Source organism: Novipirellula artificiosorum, assembly GCF_007860135.1.
In the GTDB taxonomy this organism is placed as follows: domain Bacteria; phylum Planctomycetota; class Planctomycetia; order Pirellulales; family Pirellulaceae; genus Novipirellula_A; species Novipirellula_A artificiosorum.
On record NZ_SJPV01000002.1, the window covers coordinates 128,215 to 154,058 of the forward strand.

General features: G+C 55.2%; 15 protein-coding genes. 9 read left to right on the forward strand and 6 right to left on the reverse strand.

What is annotated here, in order from left to right; all coding sequences use genetic code 11:
- Window positions 1-13 precede the first annotated feature (13 nt).
- Window positions 14-487 (forward strand): Rrf2 family transcriptional regulator, encoded by a 474-nt coding sequence (locus tag Poly41_RS06310; RefSeq protein ID WP_146525097.1) that lies wholly within the window; start codon window positions 14-16, stop codon window positions 485-487.
- Here the strand turns inward: Poly41_RS06310 and Poly41_RS06315 are convergent.
- From Poly41_RS06315 to Poly41_RS06330, 4 genes are all read right to left on the reverse strand, one after another.
- Entirely contained in the window at window positions 438-3,512 is a 3,075-nt protein-coding gene (locus Poly41_RS06315) for an efflux RND transporter permease subunit (protein WP_146525098.1), read from the reverse strand. The genes Poly41_RS06310 and Poly41_RS06315 overlap by 50 nt on opposite strands.
- The gene (locus tag Poly41_RS06320; RefSeq protein WP_146525099.1) at window positions 3,509-4,939 is read right to left on the reverse strand and encodes an efflux RND transporter periplasmic adaptor subunit; all 1,431 of its coding nucleotides are present in this window, start codon (window positions 4,937-4,939) and stop codon (window positions 3,509-3,511) included. The genes Poly41_RS06315 and Poly41_RS06320 overlap by 4 nt, the downstream gene beginning before the upstream one ends.
- A 406-nt stretch (window positions 4,940-5,345) precedes the next feature.
- On the reverse strand, window positions 5,346-6,188 hold the full coding sequence (locus Poly41_RS06325; protein WP_146525100.1) for a polyphosphate kinase 2 family protein: 843 nt from the start codon (window positions 6,186-6,188) through the stop codon (window positions 5,346-5,348).
- Between the two features lie 294 nt (window positions 6,189-6,482).
- Window positions 6,483-7,691, reverse strand: a complete 1,209-nt coding sequence (locus Poly41_RS06330; protein ID WP_146525101.1) for a nucleoside monophosphate kinase — start codon at window positions 7,689-7,691, stop codon at window positions 6,483-6,485.
- Window positions 7,692-8,263: 572 nt separating this feature from the next.
- Here Poly41_RS06330 and Poly41_RS06335 point away from each other — a divergent pair.
- Entirely contained in the window at window positions 8,264-11,257 is a 2,994-nt protein-coding gene (locus tag Poly41_RS06335; protein ID WP_146525102.1) for an exo-alpha-sialidase, read from the forward strand.
- A gap of 44 nt (window positions 11,258-11,301) precedes the next feature.
- Here Poly41_RS06335 and Poly41_RS06340 read toward each other — a convergent pair whose 3' ends face one another.
- Window positions 11,302-12,264, reverse strand: a complete 963-nt coding sequence (locus tag Poly41_RS06340) for a ZIP family metal transporter (protein WP_146525103.1) — start codon at window positions 12,262-12,264, stop codon at window positions 11,302-11,304.
- A gap of 334 nt (window positions 12,265-12,598) precedes the next feature.
- On the opposite strand from Poly41_RS06340, the gene Poly41_RS06345 reads away from it, so the two are divergent.
- The 7 genes from Poly41_RS06345 (at window position 12,599) to Poly41_RS06375 (ending at window position 23,962) form a co-directional block, all read left to right on the forward strand.
- On the forward strand, window positions 12,599-13,030 hold the full coding sequence (locus tag Poly41_RS06345) for a Fur family transcriptional regulator (RefSeq protein WP_146525104.1): 432 nt from the start codon (window positions 12,599-12,601) through the stop codon (window positions 13,028-13,030).
- A 525-nt stretch (window positions 13,031-13,555) separates the two neighbouring features.
- A complete protein-coding gene (locus tag Poly41_RS06350; RefSeq protein WP_146525105.1) occupies window positions 13,556-14,908 on the forward strand; it encodes a Gfo/Idh/MocA family protein in 1,353 nt (450 codons plus the stop codon).
- 121 nt (window positions 14,909-15,029) lie between these two features.
- Window positions 15,030-16,817: an SMP-30/gluconolactonase/LRE family protein gene (locus Poly41_RS33850; RefSeq protein WP_197231109.1), complete on the forward strand. Its 1,788-nt coding sequence runs from the start codon at window positions 15,030-15,032 to the stop codon at window positions 16,815-16,817.
- A 131-nt stretch (window positions 16,818-16,948) separates the two neighbouring features.
- Window positions 16,949-19,477, forward strand: a complete 2,529-nt coding sequence (locus Poly41_RS06360; RefSeq protein ID WP_146525106.1) for a hypothetical protein — start codon at window positions 16,949-16,951, stop codon at window positions 19,475-19,477.
- A 2-nt stretch (window positions 19,478-19,479) separates the two neighbouring features.
- Window positions 19,480-20,529: an ABC transporter ATP-binding protein gene (locus Poly41_RS06365; RefSeq protein ID WP_197231110.1), complete on the forward strand. Its 1,050-nt coding sequence runs from the start codon at window positions 19,480-19,482 to the stop codon at window positions 20,527-20,529.
- On the forward strand, window positions 20,529-22,190 hold the full coding sequence (locus tag Poly41_RS06370) for an ABC transporter permease subunit (protein WP_146525108.1): 1,662 nt from the start codon (window positions 20,529-20,531) through the stop codon (window positions 22,188-22,190). Before Poly41_RS06365 ends, Poly41_RS06370 begins: the two co-directional genes overlap by 1 nt.
- Window positions 22,190-23,962, forward strand: coding sequence for a HEAT repeat domain-containing protein (locus tag Poly41_RS06375; protein WP_146525109.1), 1,773 nt, complete (start codon window positions 22,190-22,192; stop codon window positions 23,960-23,962). Before Poly41_RS06370 ends, Poly41_RS06375 begins: the two co-directional genes overlap by 1 nt.
- A 206-nt stretch (window positions 23,963-24,168) precedes the next feature.
- On the opposite strand, the gene Poly41_RS06380 is transcribed toward Poly41_RS06375, so the two are convergent.
- Window positions 24,169-25,740, reverse strand: coding sequence for a prenyltransferase/squalene oxidase repeat-containing protein (locus Poly41_RS06380; RefSeq protein ID WP_231615462.1), 1,572 nt, complete (start codon window positions 25,738-25,740; stop codon window positions 24,169-24,171).
- Window positions 25,741-25,844 lie beyond the last annotated feature (104 nt).

Genomic DNA, 25,844 nt, shown 5'->3' on the forward strand with positions numbered 1-25,844 from the left:
GGACCACTCCTTCATGCTTTCCAAGACAGCCGAATATGCGCTTCGGGCGATCACTTGCATGGGCGGCCAGATTGGAATCCCGGCTTCGGCCGATCTGCTCGCCGAAAAGACCAAGGTGCCGAGACGCTATTTGACTCGAGTGTTGCAGGAGTTGGCGTCAAAGGGCTTGGTTCAATCGAGACCGGGGCCCGGTGGCGGTTATGAATTGAAGAGGAAACCCAAGGAGATCACCATCTTGGACACCGTCAATGCGGTCTCGCCAATCGAGCGGATTCAGACCTGCCCATTGGGGCTGCAATCTCATAACGATCTGTGTCCCCTTCATGACGCGATTGACAAGGCCTATGCGGCTACCGAAGCTGCCTTCGCCAGCGTTTCGATCCAGGATTTGATCGATGCAACGAGCCCGGTTCATCCGCTATGTGAATCGCAATGCTCTAGCGGGTCCAGCCATGATCGGACAGGATCACGTAGAGCGAGGGAATGACAACCAACACCAACAGCGTTGATGCGAGCAACCCGCAACAAATACTGATTGCAATCGGGATCAACACTTGAGCTTGTAGACTGCGTTCAAGCAGCAGCGGTGACAAACCGGCGATGGTTGTCAAGGAAGTGATCATGACAGCTCGAAACCGCGTCCGACTGGCGCCCTCAGCGGCTTCGATCACCGGTACGCCCTGTTGGCGCGCCGCTTTGAGAAACAGGACCAGCAGGATGGAATCGTTGACGACAATGCCCGCCAAGGATGCATAGCCCATGACACTCGGCAAGCTGAGTGGTATCCCGAACGCGAGGTGTCCCCAGACGACACCGACAAATGCGAAGGGGATCGCCACCATCACGATGATCGGTTCGATGTAGCTGCGAAATTGAAACGACAAGATAATGAAGACTCCTAGGCAACCGATCACGGCCGCTCGAGCCAAGGAGGCACCGGTTTCGGATCCGCGTTCGGCTTCGCCTTTGAAGCTCACCTTCAAGCCGCGATAGGTGTCGACCAACTTTGGAATGATCTCGGCTTTGAACTGGCCTAGGATTGCCATGGCATTGCTGCGTTCTGAGTCGATGTTTCCGATCACGACGAGAACCTGTTGACCATCAAAGTGCGCGATCCGCGACCAGCCTTTCGATTCGCTGATTGTCGCGACTTCCGACAACGGTACGGTTTGTCCGCTGGGCAAGAAGACCAAGTAATCGTAAAGATCCATCAAACTGTTGCGATCCAAGTCTGAGAATCGAACCTCGACATCGTAGCTTTCACTGCCGACTTGAATCTGATCGCTCAACAAACCTTGAAACGAACCTCGCAGTTGTGTCGCGAGATCCGTTGTGCTTATGCCAAGCCCGACAACGCCGGGGCGAAGTTGGACCAACAGCTCACTTTCACCTTGACGCAAATCGTCGGTCATGTTGTACACGCCATCGAAGGTCCGGAAATACGCTTGCACCTCTTCGGACACCTGATCCAGTTCCTCCAACGGCAACCCCGATAATTGAATTTCTAGTGCACGGCCAGCAGGGCCGATCGCGGGTTCGTCGAAGGTAACACTCAACGCGTCGGAGACGCTCCCGAACTGCTGTTTCCACACCTGGATCACGTCGACAAGTCGGGCGTCACGTTGTTCGGTCGCCAGCAGATCTGCTGTAAACGTGGCGACATGGGCACCGGTTTCGAAGGCATCGATGTTGTGATTAAAACGAACGTAGCTGGTTTCTACCAAGTCACGACCCTCGGGTTGGCTCGGCTTGAACACTTCGTTCGTCTTTGCAAGGGCTTCGCCAAGTTGGTCCATCACCTGCTGCGTTCGCGCCAGCGGCGTGCCAGGACGCATCAAGACACGTGCTTCGATCACGTCACCTTCAAGATCGGGGAAGACTTGGCCGCGAACGACCCCGCCGACCAACAACCCGACGGTGATCAGGAAAGCCATGACAACAAGGCCAGCAGCAAGGTAACGCCAGCGAATGGCTAAGCTGACAATTCTGCCACACAATTCACGCCCCGCATCAATCATGGAATCAACACGAACACGAATCCAGTTGCGTCGTTCGGTGTTGGCGTGAGCAAGGGAATGACCGAGATGCGACGGCAGAATCAGAAACGCTTCGACCAAGCTTGTGCATAGCACCAACAACAACATCATCGGCAACACTTTAAGCACTCGACCGAGTTCTCCGCTAAGGAACATCAGCGGCCCGAGGACGCAGCAGGTCGTCAAGAACGATGAAAAGACGCCGGTGGCTACCTCTCGCACACCATTGATCGCGGCATCCATTGCCGATTCTCCTTCCAATCGACGCCGGGCGATATTCTCGGCGATCACAATCCCATCATCCATCAACAAGCCTAAGGCCATCAACAGTCCTACCATCGTCAACATGTTGATGGTCAAGCCAAACAGCGGTACGACGGCGAAGGCGGCGAGAAACGACACGGGTAGACTGATGACGACCCAAAAGGACAATCGGGCGCTGAAAAACAACCACATCACCAGAAATACCAGCACACAGCCTTGTAGGCCGTTTTTGACCAGCAGCCCAATGCGATCCTCGACGAGTTGGGACATGTCGTTGATCACGGTCAACGTGACTTGAGGATGTCGCTCGCGTTCTTGTTGCAAGATTGCCTGGGTCGATTCCGCTACCTTGATGACGTCTTCGGTTTTGCCTTTGAGTATCTTGAGCACTGCGGCGCGTCGGCCGTTGACTTCGATTCGGTCTTCGTCGAGTTCGAACTCGTCGAGTACGTCGGCGATATCACCGAGTTGGATCTCCGCGGCACCTTGCTGGCCGGATAGCACAATCGATTCAAGTGCCGCCTGGGTCTTGCGACTTTCTTTGACGCGAACCAAAGTTGTCTCGTCCGCCTCCAGGCGGCCTGCGGGCAGATCGATGCTTTGCCGGGAAATGGATGCTGACACTTCGGCGGGGCTGAGGCCGTATCGAAGCAGTGCTTCACGCGACAGTTCAACCCGCAACAGGTGGTCCGAAAAACCTGTGATCTCGACCTCCGAGATTCCGTCTGACGCGAGCAGCCGGTCTTTCAGCCGCTCGCAGTACGTCTTCAAGTCGGGGGCCTCCATGGGGCCATCGACGAGAACATCGAGCACCGGATCCTTGGTGTTCAGTCGTTTTGTGATTGGCGCTTCGGCTTGTTCGGGAAAGTCGTCGATGCCGCTGACCGCATTGTCGATTTCATTTCGGAACGTAACGTAATCGCCGGTGTCGGTCATTTTTAGCGTGACGCGGCCAACGTTCATCATCGCGACGCCACGCATCTCTTTGACGTATTGGACACCTTCAAGTGCATCTTCCAACCGGTCGACAATCGTTTCTTCAACCTCTTGTGATGTCGCCCCTGGGAATGGCACTGCGACTTCGACTTCCACTGCAGCTGCATCGGGGAAGGTTTCGCGGCGCAACTTTGTCATGCTCAGCACCCCGATCGCCAACATCAAAACCATTAAGAGATTGGCCGCAGTTGGGTGCTTTGCAAAAAAGGCGATCATCTGCGATTCTCCGTCGCCGGCGGCTCGAGCACGGACTTCTGGTCCTCGGCTGCCATGATCTCGGGCAGCACCAACATCTGATCAATCGCAGGGATTGGTGGTACCATCACGACCAATTCGCCTTCGTCAATTCCATCGGTCACAACCAGCCACTTCTCACTTGAAAATCGGAGTGACACTTCGCGTCGTGACAATCGATTATTTTGATCCACGATCAACACCTGGCCACGGTTGGTTGACGGCTGGACGCCTGAGGTCAGCGCGGTTCGAGGGATCGTGATCACGAGAGACGTTTCGGATGGCGATAGGGTCACTTCGCAAAACAAGCCGGGATGCAGGCGAACCGGCGACGTAACCCGTGATCGCTGGGTTGTATTGTCCACTTCGACCACCACGCCAAGCGTTCGGGTTTGAGGATTGATCGCTTCGCTCATTCGAATCGGCTTGCCGGTCCAGCTCATCTCGACTTGACCACTGCGAGCCGTGACGACCGCGGTGAGACGATGGGCTTCGATTGCTGACAAGTTTCCGGTTGGGGACCGCCGCGAATTGGCTTTTTCGCCTCGACTTGAGACATTGGACGGAGCCATCAGCAGCGTTGTGATTTGCGCGAGGGAGAATTGTGCCTCAATTTCGATCGTGTCGGTATCGTGAACTTCAAACAATTTCGCTCCGCTAGCGACCACCTGTAGCGGCTCGACGTCAACGCCGGACAGCACACCGGCAAAAGGTGCCACGATGGTTGTCCGCGCGAGATCGCGTTTCGCTTCCGTCAATCTTGCTTCCGCGAGGGCAACCTTCGCTTTTGCGGCCGCGATCTGGGCTGGCGAAACCGCCAAGGAGTTGCGCAGTTGTTGAGCCGATTGGGTTTGTCGCAATAAGTCGCTACGAGCCTTTTCGACTTCGGACAACGATGCGGCCGAGTTTCCCTGCAACTGGTCAAATCGCTTGTAGTCTTTTTCGGTCACACGAAGTAGGTTTTGCTCAATCTCTAACGACAGCCGATCGGCCTGGGCGGCCGCTTCCCGTTCGTCGACCGCCGCCAACGCATTTTGTAAGTCGGCTTGTCGCTGTGAGACTAACAGCCGGTAATCTTCGTCATCGATGTTGACGAGCTGCTCAGCCTGGGCAACACGGTTTCCGGAACGCAAATCAGAGTGGGTTTCGACAATGGCGCCCGAGACCTCGGTCACGGCGGACCAAATGCGTTTCGGCTTGGCTGTCCCATAACCTTTCGCCACCGGGGCGATGCTTTGCCGTACCGCTTGCAGGACACGGACGGGTGTCGCCACCTCGGCATCGGGAACACGTACCAACGGTTTGCGGTTTGTCACAAACGCGACAATGGTGAGGATCCCCAAAATCACAGGCGGCAAGAGCAGCCAACGTCGCGATGGTAGCCAAGGAAGGGAGCGTCGTTTCGTCATCGCATTGCCGCGTTTGCCGGAATGGTTCGTGAAGGAGGATGCGACTGGCAGCGGGCAGGAGCGTACCGAGGCAAATGAATGCGAGTTCCTTGTCACAGCTGAATTTTTGGGGTCGTGGATCTTGTTAATGATCCTACGACACGGGGATCTTTAACAGCTTGTCGATTGAAAGTCGTAGCGGCAAGAAGGCCACCACGACGTCGAGAAAGCGATTCAATCAACACGCCGTTAGCAAGATCCACAACGGGCAACCCTAGCTCTTCGTTGTGACGAAGCACTACCCGCTCGCTACGAACGGAAACCGAGTTTTCCAGCCGAGGTTGCTTTCATTCGAAACACCCACTCCAAACCTAGGTTACGAATTCGCATCGTCAATCCAATGATGGGAGCAATCCTCACGATCGAATCAATCGTTGTCCATTTCTGCCAGTTCCCGTTCGTACAACCGGCGAATTTCATCCAGGTCAACCTGGACCGTCGGCAATTGTGGATCCATCTCTTGCAATGTTTCGTGAACGATACTGGCCACTGCCGCGTCGCGGTACCACTTTTTATCTGCAGGAATGATGAACCATGGCGCATCCTTGGTGCTGCATTTCTTGAACACGTCCTCGTACGCTTCAAGATACTTGGGCCACCGGTCGCGCGCTTCGTAATCGCCTACGTTCAATTTCCAATGCTTCTCAGGATAGTCCAATCGTTCTTTGAATCGTTCGAGTTGTTCCTTTGGGCTGATGTGCAAGTAGAATTTTAGAATGCGAGTTCCACGTTCAGCTAGCAAGCTTTCGAATTGATTGATGATCTCGTAGCGTTTGCTCCAGACACGCTTGGGTACCAAGTCTTCAACACGTACGACCAACACATCCTCGTAATGAGAGCGGTTGAAAATCGAGATTTGACCGGCCGCAGGAGTGCATTGGTGGACGCGCCACAAAAAGTCATGAGCCTGTTCGATGGGCGTCGGTACTTTGAACGGGTAACTCCGAACACCCTGTGGGTTCATTCGCCCCAGGGTCTTGCGAATGAGTCCATCCTTGCCGGCCGCATCCGGCGCCTGCAACACGATCAACAGGGACTGCTTGCCTTCAACGTACAAGCGATACTGCAACGCACGCAGCTTCTGGATCGTTTCTTCGACGTACTCTCTCGCTTCTTCTTTTCCTTCAAACGGACCGTCCGGCTCGGTTCTGACGGACTTCAAATTGACCGATTCCCCAGGCTTGACGATGTGCTTTTTGACAAAATCCACGGGATCTGACCTTGTAGTAAGAAGAGAGGAAATGTGAAGCCGTCTGATTATACCGGACCCGAGTTTTGGAGGTGGCTGCCGCGCTCCCTCGACCTGGCTTTCTCAAACGGCCCTTTCTCAAGCGACGATACGATTGTCGAAAATGCCCTCGATGGACATTGCCGCTTTGTGGGCGATTTGCTGTGATTTGCCGAATCAATCTCGGACAGAGCGGCTAGCGCCTTGCCGCCGACTCTGCCGGTACGAAATACCGGCGGCTAGCGTCTTGCCGCTCATCTAACGTCGCTGTTCCAGTTAGCCGCGACGAATTTCCGAGCCTCGAAAGCGGATGGCGATTCGATAGACCTTCTTTTGCCGACATTGCACTTCGCCCGTCTGCAGGTCAAAACGGATCGGGACTTCATCTCGTTGTAGGTCAACACTGGCATGAAAGCCACGTTCCGAAAAGACATCGATCAGCATCTTTAGCGCCAACGGATTCTCCAGAACCGCATCTTCGGTGTTGATGCTGCAGTAGCCAGAAATCGCATGGCGAATCACGATCGGCATCATTTTTTGCTCGATCAGCTCAATCACCTGGTGGAACAGCTCGCCTTCCTTGATCTCGTAGCTGTCGAGCCGGCTGACGAGATCTCGGCGAGCGTGCAGTAGAATATCGCTCGCCAGGGAAATCCGCGATACGCTGTGGAAGGTTCGCGGATCCAGTTCCAGCGAACTTTGGTATTCCAATTCTTGGAAGATGTTATCCTTCACCACATCCATCGGCGCTTGCGCGTTGATAAAGTGGTAGTGGAAGATTTGCTTGAGCGACACCAATGCGTCGTAGGTCTGCTCTTTGAAGACGCGGTACCGGTTCCGAGCCAAGTCTTCGTTGAAATCGGTTGGGCGTTCTTCCCATAGCGTCCCAATGCCAGTGCGTTTGACTTCTTCGTTGTGAGCGATCACTTGGCGGCCTCGCTTCAATTGGCGAGCGATACTCTCGGCTTCATCAACGAACAGGACCATGATGTGAAAGCAGGGTTGTTTGAAATGAACTTGCTCAGGGGTCCCTGCGAATTCTCGCCGCAGCTTTTTCATTTCATCGTTGAGCATCTTCAAACATTCGACTTGGACCTTCGTTCGTGGGAACCCGTCGAGAATCGCACCGGTTTGGTATTCGGGTTTCAGCAATTCGTGAAGTAGGATGTTCACGACTTCGGTATCACCGACCATGGACCCACGGGCCTTAAGCTTTTCCGCCTCAGGGCTACTAAGCAATTGGCTCACGACGATAGGTTCCGACGCGATGTCGCGAACTTTGCGGATGTAGTCCGTGTTGGTCCCCTTTCCTGCCCCCGGTGCACCACCGAGTAGGATCAACTCTTTTGGGAAATGGAGTTTTTCTCGCCCATATTCGTCCTCCAGTCGCTTCCAGACCGAGTTGAAAATCAACTGAGCATCTTTGACTTCAAGATCCGTTTGGGGGCGTTTTTTGTCGTGTAGTTCAGTGGCAGACGAATTCACAGCAGATTCCGCGGCAAAAAGGTGAGTGGGGTTAAGCAAATCACCCACCAGGATACCGTTTCCGCGATAAGATTCACGGGCCCCTCTACAAAGTTTGTTGTTTCGCCGGTTGTTGGGTCACCGTAGCGTGGCAGAGTGTCGCATTGAACCGAGCTGGAAGCGACGAACGCCGAGAGGGAGGCATAAAAAAAGGCGAGGCCGATCCCGAAAGACCGACCACGCCTCGCACGGGGGGACGCTTAATATCTTGGTGAGTATGTCGCAGCTGTTTTGCGTCCCTCGTACACCTCTAAGATTACTTCGGCTCTGCCGGTTTGGTACTCCTTGATCAATCTTTTTGGCTACTTTGACAAAAACGGCTAGCGAAGTTGTTACACTCATGTCGGTCGTAGTGATCGTGAGATCGAGTCTTCCTGGGCCACGTCGATGGTGCAGGTTTGCCTGGGTGCGTCAAACGCTGCGAGTTGCAATCGAAGTCTAACGAACGACCGGACAATCGATGTTGTCGTGTAGGCTGTCCGCCTGCAAACTAGCCCGGTGGTGGTTTGAACATGATGAATGCGGGTGTACTGATGAGAACAACTTTTTTTCTACTTGGCTTGGTAGTATGGGGCAGTGTTCATGCCGAAGAATTGCAGTGGAAGCTGCAACCGCTCCAATACAATCATCCTGGCTTGGAAGTGGATCTTGGTGTCGGCTTATGGGCGTTCCCCTTGCCGATCGACTATGACAACGATGGGGATATGGACTTGCTCGTCGGTTGCCCCGATAAGCCCTCCAACGGAACCTACTTCTTTGAGAATCCGTCCCAGGATGCAAGCGTAGCGATGCCGATCTTTAAGCCGGGGGTTCGCATCGGTAACGGCTACCAGTACATGATGCTCAGCGTCGTTGGTGAGGAATCGGTCGTTCTGACACCTGGGAAGGAGTTCCGACGAGATCCTGCCAGCGGAGAATTTGATTTCAGCAAGCCGGTCAAGATCGATGCGATCACGAACCCCAATAGCCAGTCCAAAGGACGCGTACGCGGCAACATGTGGCGATACGTTGACTATGACGGTGATGGCGACCACGACCTTATTGTGGGCTGTGGTGATTGGTCGGATCTCGGCTGGGATCATGCCTACGACAACCGTGGTGTTTGGCGCAATGGTCCGCTTCACGGATACGTTTATCTGATCGCGAACGAAGGCACCGATGAAAAGCCTGTCTACGAGAAAACTCCGCAACGGTTAGCGGCGGGAGGTGGTGAGATTGACGTCTATGGATGGCCATGCCCCAATCTGGCGGACTTCGACGGTGATGGTGACCTTGATCTGCTCTGTGGTGAGTTTCTCGACGGCTTTACCTATTTCCAGAACACCGGATCACGACAGCAGCCCAGTTATGCTGCGGGACAGAAATTGACCAACTCCGACGGTGAACCGTTGGCGATGCATCTGCAGATGATCACGCCGACGGCGATTGATTGGGATTGCGACGGGGATTTGGATTTGATTGTCGGTGATGAAGACGGTCGCGTCGCGCTAGTCAACAACACGGGCCAATGGAACGATCGCACTCCTGTGTTCGACGCACCTCGCTACTTCCGGCAGCAGGCGGACACGCTGAAGTTCGGAGCACTGGCCACCCCTTTCGTCTACGACTGGGACGCGGACGGTGACGAGGACATCCTTTGTGGCAACACCGCCGGATCGATTGGATGGTTCGAGAATTTGGGCGAAGGCGAAAAGGGTTTGCCGAAATGGAATGCCCCCGTGCTGCTGCAGTCCAAGACGGAGCAGGGGCAGCTTGCACCGTTCCGAGTCATGGCCGGCCCCGCCGGTTCGATCCAGGGACCGTGTGAGGCAAAGTGGGGCTACACGACGTTGTCGGTTGCGGATTGGGACGACGATGGGGATGGTGATATTGTGTACAACTCGATTCTCGGACGGGTCGGGCTGTTGCAAAACGACTCGGGGGTATTACAGGAAGCCAAGTTCGACACAGGGATCCGCGAATTGCCGCCCAAATGGTATTGGTGGCAAACGCCATCGGAGGTGACCTTAACGCAGTGGCGTACAACGCCCTTGGCCATTGACTTTGATGTCGACCAAACGCTTGATTTGGTGATGCTCGACCAGCAAGGCTATTTGACACTTCGTCGCGGCGGTGGGGTTGCGGAACGCATCTTTGTCGATGAAGACAACCGGCCCTTGCAACTCAACGCGGGCAGTTGCGGGCGATCGGGACGGGTCAAATTGGCCGTCGTCGATTGGGATGGTGATTCCCGGCTGGATGTCTTGGTCAATTCCGAAAATGCAACTTGGTACCGCAATTGTGAAGACCGCGATGGCAACATCGTGATGAAGAAGATCGGGAACTTGGCGCGGCGAAATGTGGCAGGCCACACGTCAAGCCCGGCTGTTGCCGACTTCAGCGGTGATGGCCAACCCGATTTGCTCGTTGGGAGCGAGAATGGGCGGATCTACTACATTGCACATCAGGATTGTGTTCCGTATCCGGCCGAGCAAACGCAGGCACGCCCACCTCATGCACAGCAGACCATCAAATTCCCAGGATTGATCCGTGAAGAATTTGTTTTCACGAAGGCACCGTTCGAGCAGTGTCATGCATCGACGATTTGTGAAACCACTCGTGGTTTTGTCGCAGCTTGGTTTGGTGGAACCAAAGAAGGGAAAGAAGACGTCTGCATCTGGACCAGCTACCACGATGGGACAGGTTGGACAAGTCCAACCAAAGTGGCGGATGGAGTCCAGCATCGCGATTTGCGATACCCGTGTTGGAACCCCGTCTTGTATCAGCCGCCTGGTGATGCGCCAACGTTGTTGTTCTTCAAAGTTGGCCCAAAACCGGATGCGTGGTGGGGCGAGATGATGGTCAGCTACGATCGAGGGCGAACGTTCGTCGGACGCAAGCGGTTGCCAGAGCATATTGATGGGCCGGTTCGATGCAAACCGATGTTGCTCGATGATGGCCACACGTTGTTGTGTGGATCGTCTACGGAGTTCGATGGTTGGCGCGTCCATTTCGAGACGGTTACCCTGCTTGATGGTGTGCCCAGCGGTACGTGGGGCCGAATCGGACCGATTAACAACGCAACGGAGTACAATGCGATTCAACCAACCTTCCTTACCCATCCTGATGGCCGGATTCAAATCCTCTGTCGAACAAAGGAAGGAGTGATCGCTACGAGTGAATCGTCGGACCAGGGGCAATCGTGGTCCGAGATGCAAGCGACCGAGCTGCCCAACCCCAATGCAGGCATCGAAACGGTAACGCTCGACGACGGTCGCCATCTGCTCCTCTACAATCCCCTTGACTCAGGTGCAAGTGGTTGGGGAAAACGAGGTATCTTAAGTTTGGCCATTTCCGACGATGGCCAAACTTGGAGCCCCGTGGGTGAACTCGAACGCGAAGAAAAGTCCGAGTTCAGCTATCCGGCAATGATTCAGGCTGCGGATGGGAGCGTTCATATTACGTACACCTGGAAACGGAATCGAATCAAGCACGTGGTGATCGATCCGAAGGCAATTTCTGTGGATGGAACGATACGGGGGAATTGACGCGGGGGAATTGATCGGCTCGAGGGGGAGCCAGCTTTATCGGGTCAGTGCGAATGGCCCTGATGGTCGTCGGGGGTGTGATCCGAGTCTGCTTCGAAGCCATGGTCATGGACGTGATCTTCGTCCGGTGCGTGTTCCGCACTGTGCTGCGGGTGCGGTCCATGGCTGTGACCCGGCAAGTTCTCGATCACAACCGCAAGTCCTACCCCCAAAAGCAACGCGGCGGTCAGTTTACCTCGGTCGTGGTCGTGAAAAGCGACCTCCGGCAAGAGGTCTGCGAGTGCGATGCCGAGGAAGAATCCGCCTGAGATTGCCAAGCCCCATCCTAGGATCGCCTGCTCTCCGGCAAACTGGGTCGCGCCGACATAGAAGCACGCGGCGCCGATCGGGCAAGCCAGCGAGAACGAGAAGTTCGCAATGTTTTGAGCGGTGGGTGACCAGTTTTGTTTGTTCATGACCGAAGTGATGGCAAACGCATCGAGTGGTTTATGCAAGGCGACGGCCAAGAAGGTTCCAAGGCCCGCTAACCCAAGCCAAGCGCCATGTTGGGCATCCGCCAACACGCTGCTGGCAAGTGCCACACCGTCGACCAACGTATGGAGGGCAAGTCCAAAAAACAGCCCTGCCCAACTGAGGCCTTTGGAATCATGATGATGGTGATCATGATCGTGTGATCCATCGGGATGGTTGTGGGAGCAACCTTCCGACTCGGCGTCGTCTTCCACCGGCACACCATGATCATGGGTATGAAACAAGCGGATCAACAAGAACATCACGATCAAGCCGATCAAGCCGCCGATCCCCATCTTTGAGCCAGATTGCAGAATCTCACCTCCATGCGGTAGCAGATGCAGCATCGCGATGCCCAGCATCAAGCCACCGACGCCGCTCATCAACAATTGGGTCCGCAAATGGGTCATTCTCAAGATTGTCGACAACCGTCCTCCGGCGACGGACGCGATGATAATCAGCAAACAATAGACGACGAGTAGGATTCCGGGTGACATGCGACCTTTCCAAGAGTCAGAGATTCAGATCCACGATTCAATGTTGCACAATGTACGGTGATGCAAACGGTTTGCATATAGGGCAGCGGGTCTACTTGCATAATGGTTGCATTCGCATAGAATCAAGGCTTGGCTGAGGTTGATGGTCTGATGGCCCCGCCTGCTTTATCCAAAAGAGGAATCGAGGTTAAGGGTGCTGGCCTTTGCCGTCCAGGATTGGTCCTGGCAGCATGATTCTCGTCAGACTAAGTTCTGACCTACCCGAAAAGCCAGCGGTGTCCAAGCAGGGGCGCATCGGGAATTTTTGGCGTGCAAGTGCGAAAATGGTAATTCCATGAACAAACCATCCAAGTCGGTTGACGACGTCAAGCATGCGATTCGCGACGCGGGGCTGAGGGCGACGCCCGCGCGAATTGCAACACTGAGGTTGCTGCGTCAGATGACGTCCCCACAAACCCACGCCTTTGTGGCCGATCATTTGGCGGCAAGTGGAATCGACAAAGCAACCGCGTTTCGCAACTTGAACGACATGAGCGAAGCAGGCTTGTTGCGTCGCAGTGAGCTTGGCGATCATGTTTGGCGTTTTGAGGCAATCGGTTCCGGAGAGCAGGTTGAGAGTGGGCATCCCCATTTCTTGTGTGTCGACTGTGGTAGGGTCTCTTGCCTTCAAGATGTCAAATTGACGGCCGGCAGCCGACGTGAGAGTGAAAAAGTGGGCGAAGTCACGGAGATCCTGCTCCGCGGGCATTGCAATGCTTGCCGTTAAGAACCAATGAGTAAAAAACAGACTGCGCACGTTGGAGTGGTAGGCTTTAGCCGATTCAGCAAGGATTCAGCACGCAATCGGCTAAAGCCTACCACTCCAACGCATCATCCGGGCTAGCGTGAAATCGATTCGAGTCATCGTCGGGATTTGGCCGCGGGGGCTTGGGGGTTTGAGTTAGCGGTCAGTGGCATTGCGGCCACAGGCCCGCTTTCCAGCAGGCAGACGAGTCGAAAGCCGTGTTTCATGAGACTTGCTACCAAGGTTTTTCAGAATCGAGGATTCTGGGGGAGGGAGGTGCTTTTTGTGGGCAGGGAGTCAATCGGCACGTCGCTTCGGGTATACTGGGCCTGAACGCGGCATAACGTTCGGTTGTTGACGTCGCCGTTCACTGTAACATCGCTTTCCGTTCCCATGTAGCGTCCCCGTGGTGTCGGGTCAGCACGGTTGTTTTCGCTACTTGACGAGCCTGTTGCTTCGCTCGTTTTCCTTCATCCTTTCCCGCCTGATTACTGGAGCCCGCTTCTAATGGACCGCCGTGACTTTCTGCATCGTTCTGCTGCTGCCGCCTCGTTGGCCGCGATTTCTTCTTCGGCACATGCTGCTCCGAGCTTTAAGCCGCGTCGTGTTGGTTTGATTGGTGCCGGTTGGTATGGAAAATGCGACGTCTTGCAATTGATGAATGTCGAACCGGTTGAGATTGTTTCTGTGTGCGACGTGGATTCGAAGATGCTTGGCGAGGCGGCTGATTTGTTCGAAGCTCGTCAGGTTTCTAAGAAGCGTCCCCGCACGTACGCGAGCTACGAAGCGTTACTCGCCGAAAAGGATCTCGATATTGTCGTGATTGGCACACCGGATCATTGGCATGCTCTGCCCATGATTGCGGCCGTGGAAGCGGGTGCGGACGTTTATTGTCAAAAACCGACGGGCGTCGATGTGATGGAAAGCAAGGCAATGCTCGACGCCGCCCGACGCACGGGTCGTGTGGTGCAAGTCGGGACGCAGCGACGTAGTACGCCGCATCTAATGGAAGCCAAACAGAAGGTGGTGGATGCTGGCCTTTTGGGTGACATCGCCTATGCCGAAGTCTGCTGTTATTACCACATGCGTGCGAGGAAGCATCCACCGACCATCGCGCCGCCGGAGTACTTGGATTACGAGGCGTGGGCGGGCCCGGCACCGAAGATTCCCTACAGCGAATTGATTCACCCACGATCGTGGCGAGCGTTTATGGAATACGGGAATGGGATTGTCGGTGACATGTGTGTTCACATGTTGGATATGGTCCGTTGGCAACTCGGTTTGGGGTGGCCGAAGCGAATCAGCAGCAGTGGGGGGATCTTTGTCGATACGGAATCGATTGCAAACATCACGGATACGCAAACCGCGACGTTTGCATTTGACGATCTCGACGTTGTTTGGACGCACCGATCGTGGGGGTCGGCTCCAGATCCAGAATACCCCTGGGCAGGGATCATTTATGGATCGAAGGGCACGCTTAAGCTGAGTGTTCAGAAATACGACTTCATTCCACACGGCGGTGGTCAGCCGCTGCATGGTGAAGCCCTGATCGAGGAGGACAAGTTCCCGATGGATCGGTCGGATGTGAAGGATTGGAGGTTGGAGTTGCATGTCGCATCGGCAATCCGCGGACACATGCGAGACTTCCTCGATGCGATCGACCATCGTACCAAGCCGATTGCGGATATCGAGCAGGGCCATATCAGTAGCGCGTCATGCATCATGGCGAACAACTCGATGTCCCTCGGCCGATCGTTGGAGTTTGACCCAGCAACGCACACGATCGTTGGCGATGAAGAAGCAACGGCGAAGCTAAGGCGACCTTATCGAGCACCCTATGTTCATCCGGCAACGGTTTAGTTCGGTGCGGCGGTCAGCGAGGCGAGCGACCGCTCGGGGACTGGATCGTCGCCGGGCGCTGCGATTCGCGTGATCGCGAAGGTTGCGTGGTTCAAGGACACTTTTTCGAGGCTAGTTTGAGATGTCGATGACGGTAAGTTGGTTCGTTGCGGTGCGCCAAGTCACGTTGGCGGTTTGTGTTTCGGTAACAGCGTTTCTCTCTTCGCCGATGGGTGCTGCGGAAGACGCGGTTGATTACCCTGTTCCTCGCGAAGCGGTCCGCAGCGAGGGCATTCCCGTTGGAAAGCTGATTCACGGAGTTTTTGCTGACAGTCAGATTTTCCCGGGAACCGAACGGGATTATTGGGTTTACGTTCCTGTCCAGTTGGATGCCGATACCATGGCACCGATCATGGTCTTTCAAGATGGCAAGAACTACTGTCGCGAAGATCGGGGGGCTCGTGCCACGATTGTCTTTGACAACTTAATCGAAGAAGGCGCAATGCCGCCAACGATCGGGCTCTTTATCAATCCGGGAGTGGTGCCGGCAGCGAACGAAGAAGCCTTGCCAAGATTCAATCGTTCTTTCGAGTATGACGACGTCAGCGATCGCTACGCCCGCTTTTTACTCGAAGAGATGATTCCCTTTGTGGAATCAAATCACGATCTGACGATCAGTGATGATCCGAACGATTGTGGGATTTGTGGCGCCAGTTCGGGGGCCATTGCTGCATTCGCCGTTGCATGGAACCGCCCCGATGCGTTTCGTCGCGTCTATTCGATGATTGGAACCTATGTGGGACTGCGCGGTGGCGACGAGTTGGCGACATGGGTCCGTAAAACGGAACCGAAGCCGCTGAGGATCTTTTTGCAGGACGGGTCGAATGACCTGAATATTTACGCTGGCGATTGGTGGATGGCAAACCAAACCCTGAGCCGGGCCTTGGATTGGGCGGGGTACGAACACAATCATGTATGGGGAGAGGGGCAGCATAACCATCACCATGGGGCAGCAATCTTTCCCGACGCGATGCGATGGTTGTGGAAGGACTACCCCAAACCGATTGCCACGCATTGGGATCGCTCGTCGAGTCGGGCGAACGAAATGTTGGTCAACGGGGCTGGGTGGGAAAAGATCGGTGATGGGTATCGATGGGCCGAAGGGTTGGCGATCAACGATCAGGGAACACTGTTTTTCAGCGATGTTCCAGCAGGAAAAATCTATCGTGTCGTCGACGGCCATGAACCTGAGCTGTTCATCGAAGACTCGGGAGAAGCAAACGGATTGGCGCTTGGGCCTGATGGACGATTGTACGGTGCGAGTCGCAAGCTTAAGAAAATTCTGGCTTGGGACTTGAAGACTGGGAATTCCGAGGTGGTCGTAGAGGGTTTGGCCAGCAACGACTTGGTGGTTTTGAACAACGGGTCGATCTACGTCACCGATCCGGTCGGAAAGAAAGTGTGGTTGATTGACCCCTCGACGAAGAAGGCCCGTGTGGTGGACACCTTTGATGGATGCAATGGCATCACGGTCAGCCCCGATCAAACGTTGTTGTATGTTGCCCATTTTGATGGGCGTTTTATCTACAGCTACCAGATTGCCGATGATGGATCGTTACGGTTCAAGCAGCCCTACTTTCATCTGCATCTTCCTGCCGTGGGTACCGCAAGCCATGCCGACGGGATGTGTACCAGTGCCGAGGGGTGGTTGCTGAGCGCAACGGAATCGGGGATTCAAGTATTTGACCAGCCAGGCCGGGTGAATTTAATCGTTCCTAAGCCGGGGTGGGGCCGACGGGTTTGCTATGTGCGACTGCACGGGAACACGATGTATGCCGCGACAGCGGATGCGGTTTGGAAGCGAACCGTTAAACTCAACGCATCCAAACCGTTCGAGGCACCGGTTTTGCCACCTAAGCCAGGGCTTTAACCATCATCTGCATCTTACGGATGATTTGCCCCTCTGAGCATCACATCGAGCACCTCGGATCGAGTAGACTGCGTAAGCCGAGTTGGCGAAGGCGTTGAATCTCTATCACCTGATCGTTGGAACCGTTTTTTATGTTTCGTGTTGCGCTGCGTCCTCTTGCGGTATGGGTATCGTTTTGCGGTGCCGCGGTGCTATTCGGTTCCACGGCGCTCGCTCAGTCTGATGATGCGGATGACCCAACGGCGTCGCCCAAGGTAACGCTTTCGATCGCTCCCGGGGGGACACAACGCAACGTTGCGGGGCGTTGGGCGACGGCATCGGTCGGCGGGTTTAATCGGTCGGACGTTGACGCCACCGAGACCGCCGTGGTGATGCTTGGCGATGATGGTCAACAGCAATATGCCCGCCGGATTTGGATCCCGCCCCATGCGACTCGTCGATCATGGTTGCCGATCAAGATCCCCCGCGGCTTGCCGTTGGGTCAGGTTCAATTAGATATGTCGTCGATTCACGTGAAGAATGGAGATCGAGGCGAGTCATACCAGTCCAACGTTGTCGGAATGCCGGTCAGTGAGCGTTCGTTGCTGTTGTCATGGGAGCCGTCGCGAACGGCGGTCATCCTCGATTCTTCCGATTTGCGAGAAGCCGATCCTGAGCATCGGGGTTTGTTGATCGACACGATCTATACCGCGCGAGATTGGCAGGGAAGCTCAGGGCAAGACTTGGGGTTGGTTCATTTGAATGAACGATTTCTTCCGCCGGGCGCGAGGACCTTCGATCCGATCGACCAGATCGTGATTGCGAACGACCGACTGCTTGAGGACAGCGTGGGAGTCGCGCGCCTCCAATCGTGGCTTCATGGTGGTGGGCGAGTTTGGATCATGATCGATCAAGTCGATGCCGAATCGGTATCGGCACTGCTGGGGACGGCGCCGTGTTACAGTGTTGTGGACCGTGTCGAGTTAAGCGACTTCGAGGTCCGTTTGCCTGACGTTTATGGTTTGTCGGGAAATCTTGGCAATGAAGCTTGGTCTTCGGAAACTCCTGTCGAGCTATTGCGAGTTTTCGCCGAATCCGACGACGTTGCTTGTACGATTGATGGCTGGCCAGCTGCCTTTTGGAAAAGGTTTGGTCGCGGTGAAGTGTTGTTCACGGCGCTTGGGGCGCGCGGATGGGTTAAGGAAGGGAAATCGACAGGCGCCATGCAGGCGATCTCCTCTCGCTTTTTTGTTCGACGTCTGGAATCGCCCACCTATTCGAAGCTTCTGAGCCCGTTGTTGGAGGACCAGATTGGATACAAGATCCCCGGACGCAACGTGGTTGCTGTGGTGTTGGGGGGGCATCTTGCTGTGGTTGCGCTGATCGGTTTTTGGCTTTGGCGTCGTCAATCGTCTCAGCACCTCGCTTGGATCATTCCTTGTGCTGCAATCGTCGCCGGCGGTGCCTTGTTCGCGATCGGAAAACAGCACACGTCGTCGGTTGCTGCCACGATCGCGACCGGACAGATTGCTCAGGTTGTCCCGGAAAGTTCTCAAGTCCAAGTCCATGCGGTTTCCGCACTCTACAGCGACAACACGCGATCGTTGGGGATCACCTCATCGGCGACGACCACGGCGGGTTTCGTGCATCGAGAATCGTCGGGTGAACTGAGCCGCATCGTTTGGGACGATTCCGGTGCCGCTCAGTGGCTCGACCTTACCCAGCCTCCGGGCATTGTACGACATGTCGAAAGCGACTCCATCATTACGGTCCAAGAACCGTGGTCATTTCGGGGCCGGTTCAACAGCAAGGGGTTTCAGGGCAGCATCGAAGGGTTGGCTGACCATCGTTGTCAAGATGCGGTGATTGTGGCAGCGGGCTCCCCGTCGTTGGCCGTGCATCTTGATGACCCATCGAAGGTGACGACGAGCGAACCAGGTGACACCTTGCCGCCGAACCAATTCCTAAGCGACAGCATGCTGTCCGACACACAGCAGGTGCGTCAGCAGTTGATGCGTCAATTGATGGGAGCGGGGTCGCCTTTGGTGGGACGAGATCCGACACTCGTTGTGTGGACCGATCCCGTCGAGTCAGGATTGGCGATTGACGGGGACTACGCTCGCACCGGGTCGGCGATGGCACTCTTGCCGGTCTGTATCGAACGGACAGCCGTGGGAGAGCGTTTCAGCGTTCCTGCCACGTTCGTTCGGTTAGAGCCATGGAATCGGTCCAGCGGAGTCTCTTCGTTTTTTGACGCCGAACGAGGCCAATGGCCGAGTCAAATCAATCGGCCGTTGGATATCGCCATCACCTGCATCCCTCCGTCCGAACTGCAGCCGTGCCAACTTGAGCGTGCGATCGTTACCATCAAGGTCAATGCGCCTTCGCGGAATTTGGAAGTGAGGGGTCGCGTTGGCGAACGATTTGTTTCTCTTGAGTCCATCAAGAACCCGAGTGGCGTGTTGCGGTTCGAAATTACCGATCGCGAGGCACTTCGGTTGGACGCGGATGGGGGCATGCCGTTGATGATCTCCGTTCAGCAGACCGATCAAGAACGCGCAGCGATGGATGCGTTGGAAGATGCCGGCAACCGCGGTGACACCTACAGACCCGATAGCGTCAACCAAGATACTTGGCAGATTGATTATGTTCACGTCAGCCTGGAAGGCATTCGGAGATAACCTTGAGTGATTCAGAAGTGGTCGTTGAAACCTTCAACTTGACCAAGCATTACGGAGACTTTGTCGCGCTCGATTCGTTGTCGCTGCAGGTCGGCAAGGGCCAAATCCTTGGGTTCATTGGCCCCAACGGGTCAGGCAAAACGACGACCATTCGGATTCTGGTTGGGTTGCTGAAACCGACGAGTGGGTACGCACGAATTGCGGGAGCCGATTGTTTGCAGGATGCAGGCAAGATTCGTCGCATGGTGGGCTACATGCCCGACGATTTCGCTGCCTACAACAACATGCGGGTCAATGAATACCTTGATTTTTTCGGCGCCGCTTACGGGATCGGGCGCAAACCACGTCTTCAGCGGATCGACGAGGTGCTGGAAATAACGTCAGCGACCCATATGAAGGACTTGTTTGTCGACGCCCTGAGTCGGGGAATGCAGCAAAAAGTCGCAATCGCTCGAACGTTGATGCACGACCCGCAAGTCATGATCTTGGACGAACCTGCAAATGGTCTCGATCCGCAAGCTCGCATCGAGATGCGAGGCATGTTGATGCGACTTGCTGAGCTCGGAAAAACGCTCATCGTGACCAGCCATATCTTACCGGAATTAGCACGCGTCTGCGATTTGGTTGCGATGATCACCAAAGGCCGACTTCGCGCCTTTGGGACACTTGACGACATCATGCGGAACGTAAAACAGCGAAGGACGTTTGAGTTGTTAGTGCTGGAGCACGATCAGGTCGAGATGGCAGCAAATCGGGTGCGGGATTGGCTTGCCACACATCCTGTGGATGAGGCCGTTGAAGCCAGTGATGTGACGGGATCCACAGCAGAGATGATTGTTCGCTTTACGACCCGTTTGTCGGATCCTCAACTTGCCCCTTTGTTGACACACTTGGTGGGCCAAGGGCAGAGTGTTGCTCAGTTCCGCGAGGTGATGACCGATCTTGAAGACGCTTTTCTCTGCGTTGCTGGCGCGGACGACGCTGCCGATGACGTTGCGTCTGCATCCCGAACCGCAGCGGTGGCTGGTGAATCCCGGGGGGACAACAGCTGATGAACCCTTTGATCAGGCGAGAGTTTTTTGGGATTTTGAGAGCGCCCAAGGCATTGGTGATGCTGTTGGCGTTGACATTTGCGTTTTCGGTAGGAGTGCTGATGCGTTGGCCGTCCGATGCATCCGTCGATTTGAGCGGTGAACAATCGATGCAGGTGTTTCGGATTTTCGGTTACGGGCTACTGGCAGGTGTTGTTTTTTTGGTGCCTGCGTTTCCCGCGACTTCCGTGGTCAATGAAAAGAAGAGTGGTACCTTGGCGTTGTTGTTGAATTCGCCCATGACCGCTTGGGGGATCTACTTTGGTAAGCTTTCGGGGGTGTTGCTTTTTAGTCTGTTGGTGCTGCTGAGCAGTTTGCCGGGATCGGCAGCTTGTTTTGCGATGGGAGGGATCTCGGCTTGGGATCAGCTTGGCATGCTTTACCTGATCTTGTTCGTCCTTGTCGTGCAGTATGCCACGGTTGGGATGTTGGTCAGCAGTTTTGTTCAATCGAGTGATGCGGCCGTACGAATCACCTATGCGGTTGTGTTGGGGTTGCTTTTTCTGACCCTCCTGCCGGCTGCGTTTTTGCGTGGCACAGGAAACGGGGGCGGCTTTGCCTTGTCGATCGCAGCGGTGATGCGATATTTCTCACCGCTGCCTGCCGTGATGGAGATCATGCGTCACAGCGACGTTGCGGCAGGGGGACTCAAAGAAACCTCAACGGCTGGAGGCTTTGTTTGGGTCACACTGAGCAGCAGCGTGGTGTTGGCCTTGATCACGCTGTCACGATTGAACTATCGGATATTTGACCAGTCGCGTGAACAGGGGGTGATGACCAACGAGCGGGGAGCGATGGCGCGCGCCGCTCGACGAATCTTCTATGTCGTCGATCCACAACGGCGAAAGTCGGGGATCCCCTGGTATTTGAATCCGGTGATGGTGAAAGAGTTTCGCTCGAGACGTTTTGGCCGCTCTCAGTGGTTGTTGCGTTTGGTTGCCGCGTGTGCGGTCGTTTCCTTGGTGCTGACCGTTTTAGCAGCCACCAGTGTCACGTCTTGGGGCGTTGAAAAGATCGGCGGATTGTTGGTGTTGTTGCAGGTGGTCTTGATCGTTGTCCTAACACCAAGCTTGGCATCAGGATTGATCAGCAGCGAACGCGACAACAACGGTTGGGACTTGCTGCGGATGACGCCTTTGTCCTCGGTGCAGATTTTGCGCGGAAAGCTGCTAAGCGTGGTTTGGACTCTGGCATTGGTGTTGATGGCAACGCTGCCGGGTTATCTGATGATGGTGATGATACTGCCTTCAACCTGGCTACAGGTCTATTTGGTTCTGATTTGTTTGGTTTGGACAGCGATCTATGTTTTGGCACTCAGTTCCTCGGTCGGTAGTTTGTTTCGATCGACGGCGGTATCCACCACCGTATCATATGTGGTTGTAATTGCCGTCTTCTTGACGCCCCTGCTGGTTTGGCTCGGCCGTGACACACCGTTCGGCCACGATACGGTTCGATCGGCGCTACTGGCCACGCCCGTGGCTGCAGCGCTCAGTGTGATTGCAGTACCCGGTTTTGAAACGTTCGACCTGCTTCCTGCGGCGTGGTGGATTGCCGGTTTGGCATCTGCATTCTTTTTTCTACTGATGGCAGCTCAGGTGTGGCGATTAACGAGGACAGTTTGATGGAGGCGATACGAGAACGCTTGGTCTATCTGGTGATGGGGCTCGTCATTTTTGCGGTGAACACCGCGCATGCGGAGGGGTTTCCAGAGCAATATGATTTGGCGATGGATCGGCGACCGACCATTCCCGAGAGCCAAATCGCCTATGCTTTTCCAGATGGCTTGAAGGATCTATGGACGCGTGGGCTCGATCAGCCCGATGCAGAGCTTCAGCGAATGCTGATCGACACGTTAGCCATCGCTCACCAACAGGGCTTGTCGGGGATGACCGATGCGACCCCAAAGTTGTTGGCCCTGTTGCAAACACCGGGTCAGGAAATGGATGTATTGGTCGCAGCGGCACAAACCTTGGTGATCCTCGACGCGAAAGACCACGCAGCGACATTAGCGAACTCAGCGATGCAATATGGGCCGTCGCTGTCGCAGATTGTTGAACCTGCGATCGCCGCTTGGAAGTCTCCGGTCATGCTGGCAACGTGGATTGAGCGGATCGAAAGTGGCAAAGCGGACCAGAGAATGTTGGCCCTGGCGATCGATGGACTGGGCAAGTTGCAAGCGACGGAGGCAACGAACTCTCTCGAGCGATTGTTGTTTTCTGTATACGAACCCACCTCGGTTCGAATGTCCGCCGCGCGTGCATTGGGGCGAATTCATCATTCGGGTATGGTCGAGGTCGCTGATCGATTAATCCAATTGAATTCGACGTCTGATGACGATCAACGCCTACCCGAGCTGAATCCGTTGCTTGCGATTGAGGTGTTGGCCAATCACGATGACGTCGAAACGGTGACGCTGATGAACTTGTTGGCCAGCCATCCGAGCACTCCGGTGCAATCAAGGGCACTGGGTCGGCTTTACGAGATTGACCCAGAATTGGTTGATCCCCACATTGACCGCGTGATTTCCAGCCGAGATGTGAATGTTCGTCGGTGGTGTGCGTTGTCCATGATCGACCAACAAGCCATTGATCGCATCAAGACGCTTGCGCCGCTGATGCAGGACATCAATCCTGGACTTCGCCGCGACGTGGCACTCGGTTTGATTCGGTTGGCAGCTTTGCCCAACTTGACTGACGAGGTGATCGAACGGACCCGTGACGTCATGAATCAACATCAATGGCAGGGATGTGAGCAGGCCTGTTTTGTGATGGCGAAACTTGATTACAAACCGAGCGGAAGTCGGATGGTTGAACTGCTTGGCCACCCCCGCGGTGAGGTTCGAGTTGCTTCGGCTTGGGGCTTAACGCAATTGCGTCTCAGCGAGTGGTTGCCGGATATGCTTGAACATGCGCAGCGGGTTTACGATGGGTTCAGATCGGGTGAATTCAACGATGACATGCGGGGGTATTCGCTACAGCAAGCCCATCTGTTCATTGCGTTTGGCGACCAAATGTATCGTCCTGCGGATGCGTTGATGCGGAACTATCTACCAAAACGCAAGACGCTTGGGCACTTGTCGCGTCCCGCCGCAGCGTGGGCGTTGGGGCTACTTTACGAAGATGATCCTCAAGAAGACTTGATCACGATCCTTGAAGAACGACTGAACGATGTCGATAGCATGGATCCGGAATCGCTCCGTATGCGGTCCAAGTGCGCGATCACTTTGGGGCGAATGAATGCAGAATCCGCGTTGGAATCCTTGCGTTCGAATGCGAACTCGTGCGGTGGATGCTATTGGGCGATCGAGCGGATTACCGGAGAGCCCGCACCCGATCCGGGGACATTCACCACCGAAATCGACGGATGGGTCTTGGAACCGTTAACGATGCCTTGACCTCACCCACCGAAGAGACGCAATCGGTGTTCCCGTTTCGAACTCAAAGTCCGATTTTTAGGAATTGACGGCGTGCGGGATTCAAAGCCTTGTCTCACGCGGTCGTATTCGTCGCAGTGGATTTCATCAAAGTAAGGGTTGTCCTGCTCAGGAGTGAAATGCGGTCACAGAGATTTCACGCCAGGGCAAGACCGACGCAGAAGAGACTACAACGGGAAGTCGTCCTCCGCAGCGGTGTCCGCATACAAAGGCATGTGCCGGTAATAGACTTCCAAGATCATCGTTGCAAAGGCAGTACTCGCCAAGCGCCCTCCTTCACGCGGTCCACGATGCGAATGGCTGTTGGGGAAATGCCAACTGCCTTTCGCACCTGGGGCTTGCGACTGTGCGTTGACCAGCCAATCGCGAAGTTCGACGTTGAATTTATCCCATTCTAATCCGCCATAGTGACGCAGCACCTGAGCGGCGTAATAGTCGTAGTAAATATCGTCTTTCTTGACGCCCATCCGTGTCAGTTCCTTCACTCCGCCGATGATACCTGGATGGTCCTTGTCCCAACCGGTGTACATTCGGCACAGCAGTCCCATCGCGGTGCATCCTTCGTGGCTTTTGGTTGGCTTGGTATCGTAGCCGTACTTGGCTCCGTCTTCCGATTGGACTTTGTTCAAGAACAAGATTGATCCTTGCACGGCGGTTGGCGGAATGACCAAGTGCCCCATATGCCCGCTCTTAAGCGCCATCACTTGCCAACCGGTCACTGACGTATCACCTCCATTGGGTGCTTTCGGTTGATACCGCCATCCACCGTCGCGACCTTGCGCGTAGACGATGTAATTCAACGCGGCTTGTGCCGGCCCGGCAAGCGCGGTGTCACCGGTCATCGCATAAGCTTCACTCAGCGTAATGGCTGCCAGCCCGTGCGAGTACATGTTGCCACCGCTCTCGCGCAGATCCAACACTGGCATGCCTTGTTGCTTTCCTGATTTGCCGCTGGTTGCTAGAAACAACAACCCCGCTCGGATGCGGTCTTTGTATTCGCCGTACATGTGCGTTTGCCCCGCTCCCAAGAACGGCAACAGCGCCAACGAAGTCGCCGCGATGTGGGCATCGGCTCGGTCGGATTCGCCGGGATCCCCGCATCGATTGCGGCAAACTCGGTTATGTTGGAACGTCCAGGCGCCGTTGGGCATTTGGTGAAGCGACAACCATTTCAACGCGTCGCCAACGGCTGATTCGCTGCTGGCGTTGCCACCGTAATCGCGGAGCAGTTTCTTTTTCATCTCGTTGCTGCGACTACTCATCGGCGCCGCTGCGGATCCTGCTAACGTTTGCAGCGACGCGGCGACAGGTGCCATTTCCGCAGCCAGATCATTCATATTGATCGTTACCGCCTCGATTTGAAGCGGAGCGACTGCTTCAGGTTCGACCATGTCCATTTGTTCGGCCACCTCAACCGTTTGGTCGACCACTTCTTCCATCTCGGCCAAGTCGCCTGGATCCATCGGCTCGATGGCGAACTCTTCCATTTCCGGCCCCTCTTCGCCGGTACCGCGGGCTGACAAGACATTGACCACTTTGGCTGGTGTGCCGACGGTAATCAGCCCCAAAACGAGCAAGATGATCACGTGCACAAACATGCTGATCATCCACGCCGGCATCACTCGGAACAGCAAGAATCGCTGTTGTGGGGCATAGTCGTCATCGGATGGGTGACTTTCGACCCGCGCATCTTCGTCAGCGACGAGAGTCGCAAGGATTGGTTCGGTAACGGTTGCCATCGAAGCTGCGGTCCTCGGCTTGAAGAGCCTACCCTGAAAGACGATGAGATAAGCATGGGACGGGAGTGAAGACCTCCCCCACCCATTATAGACAAGTCTATCGG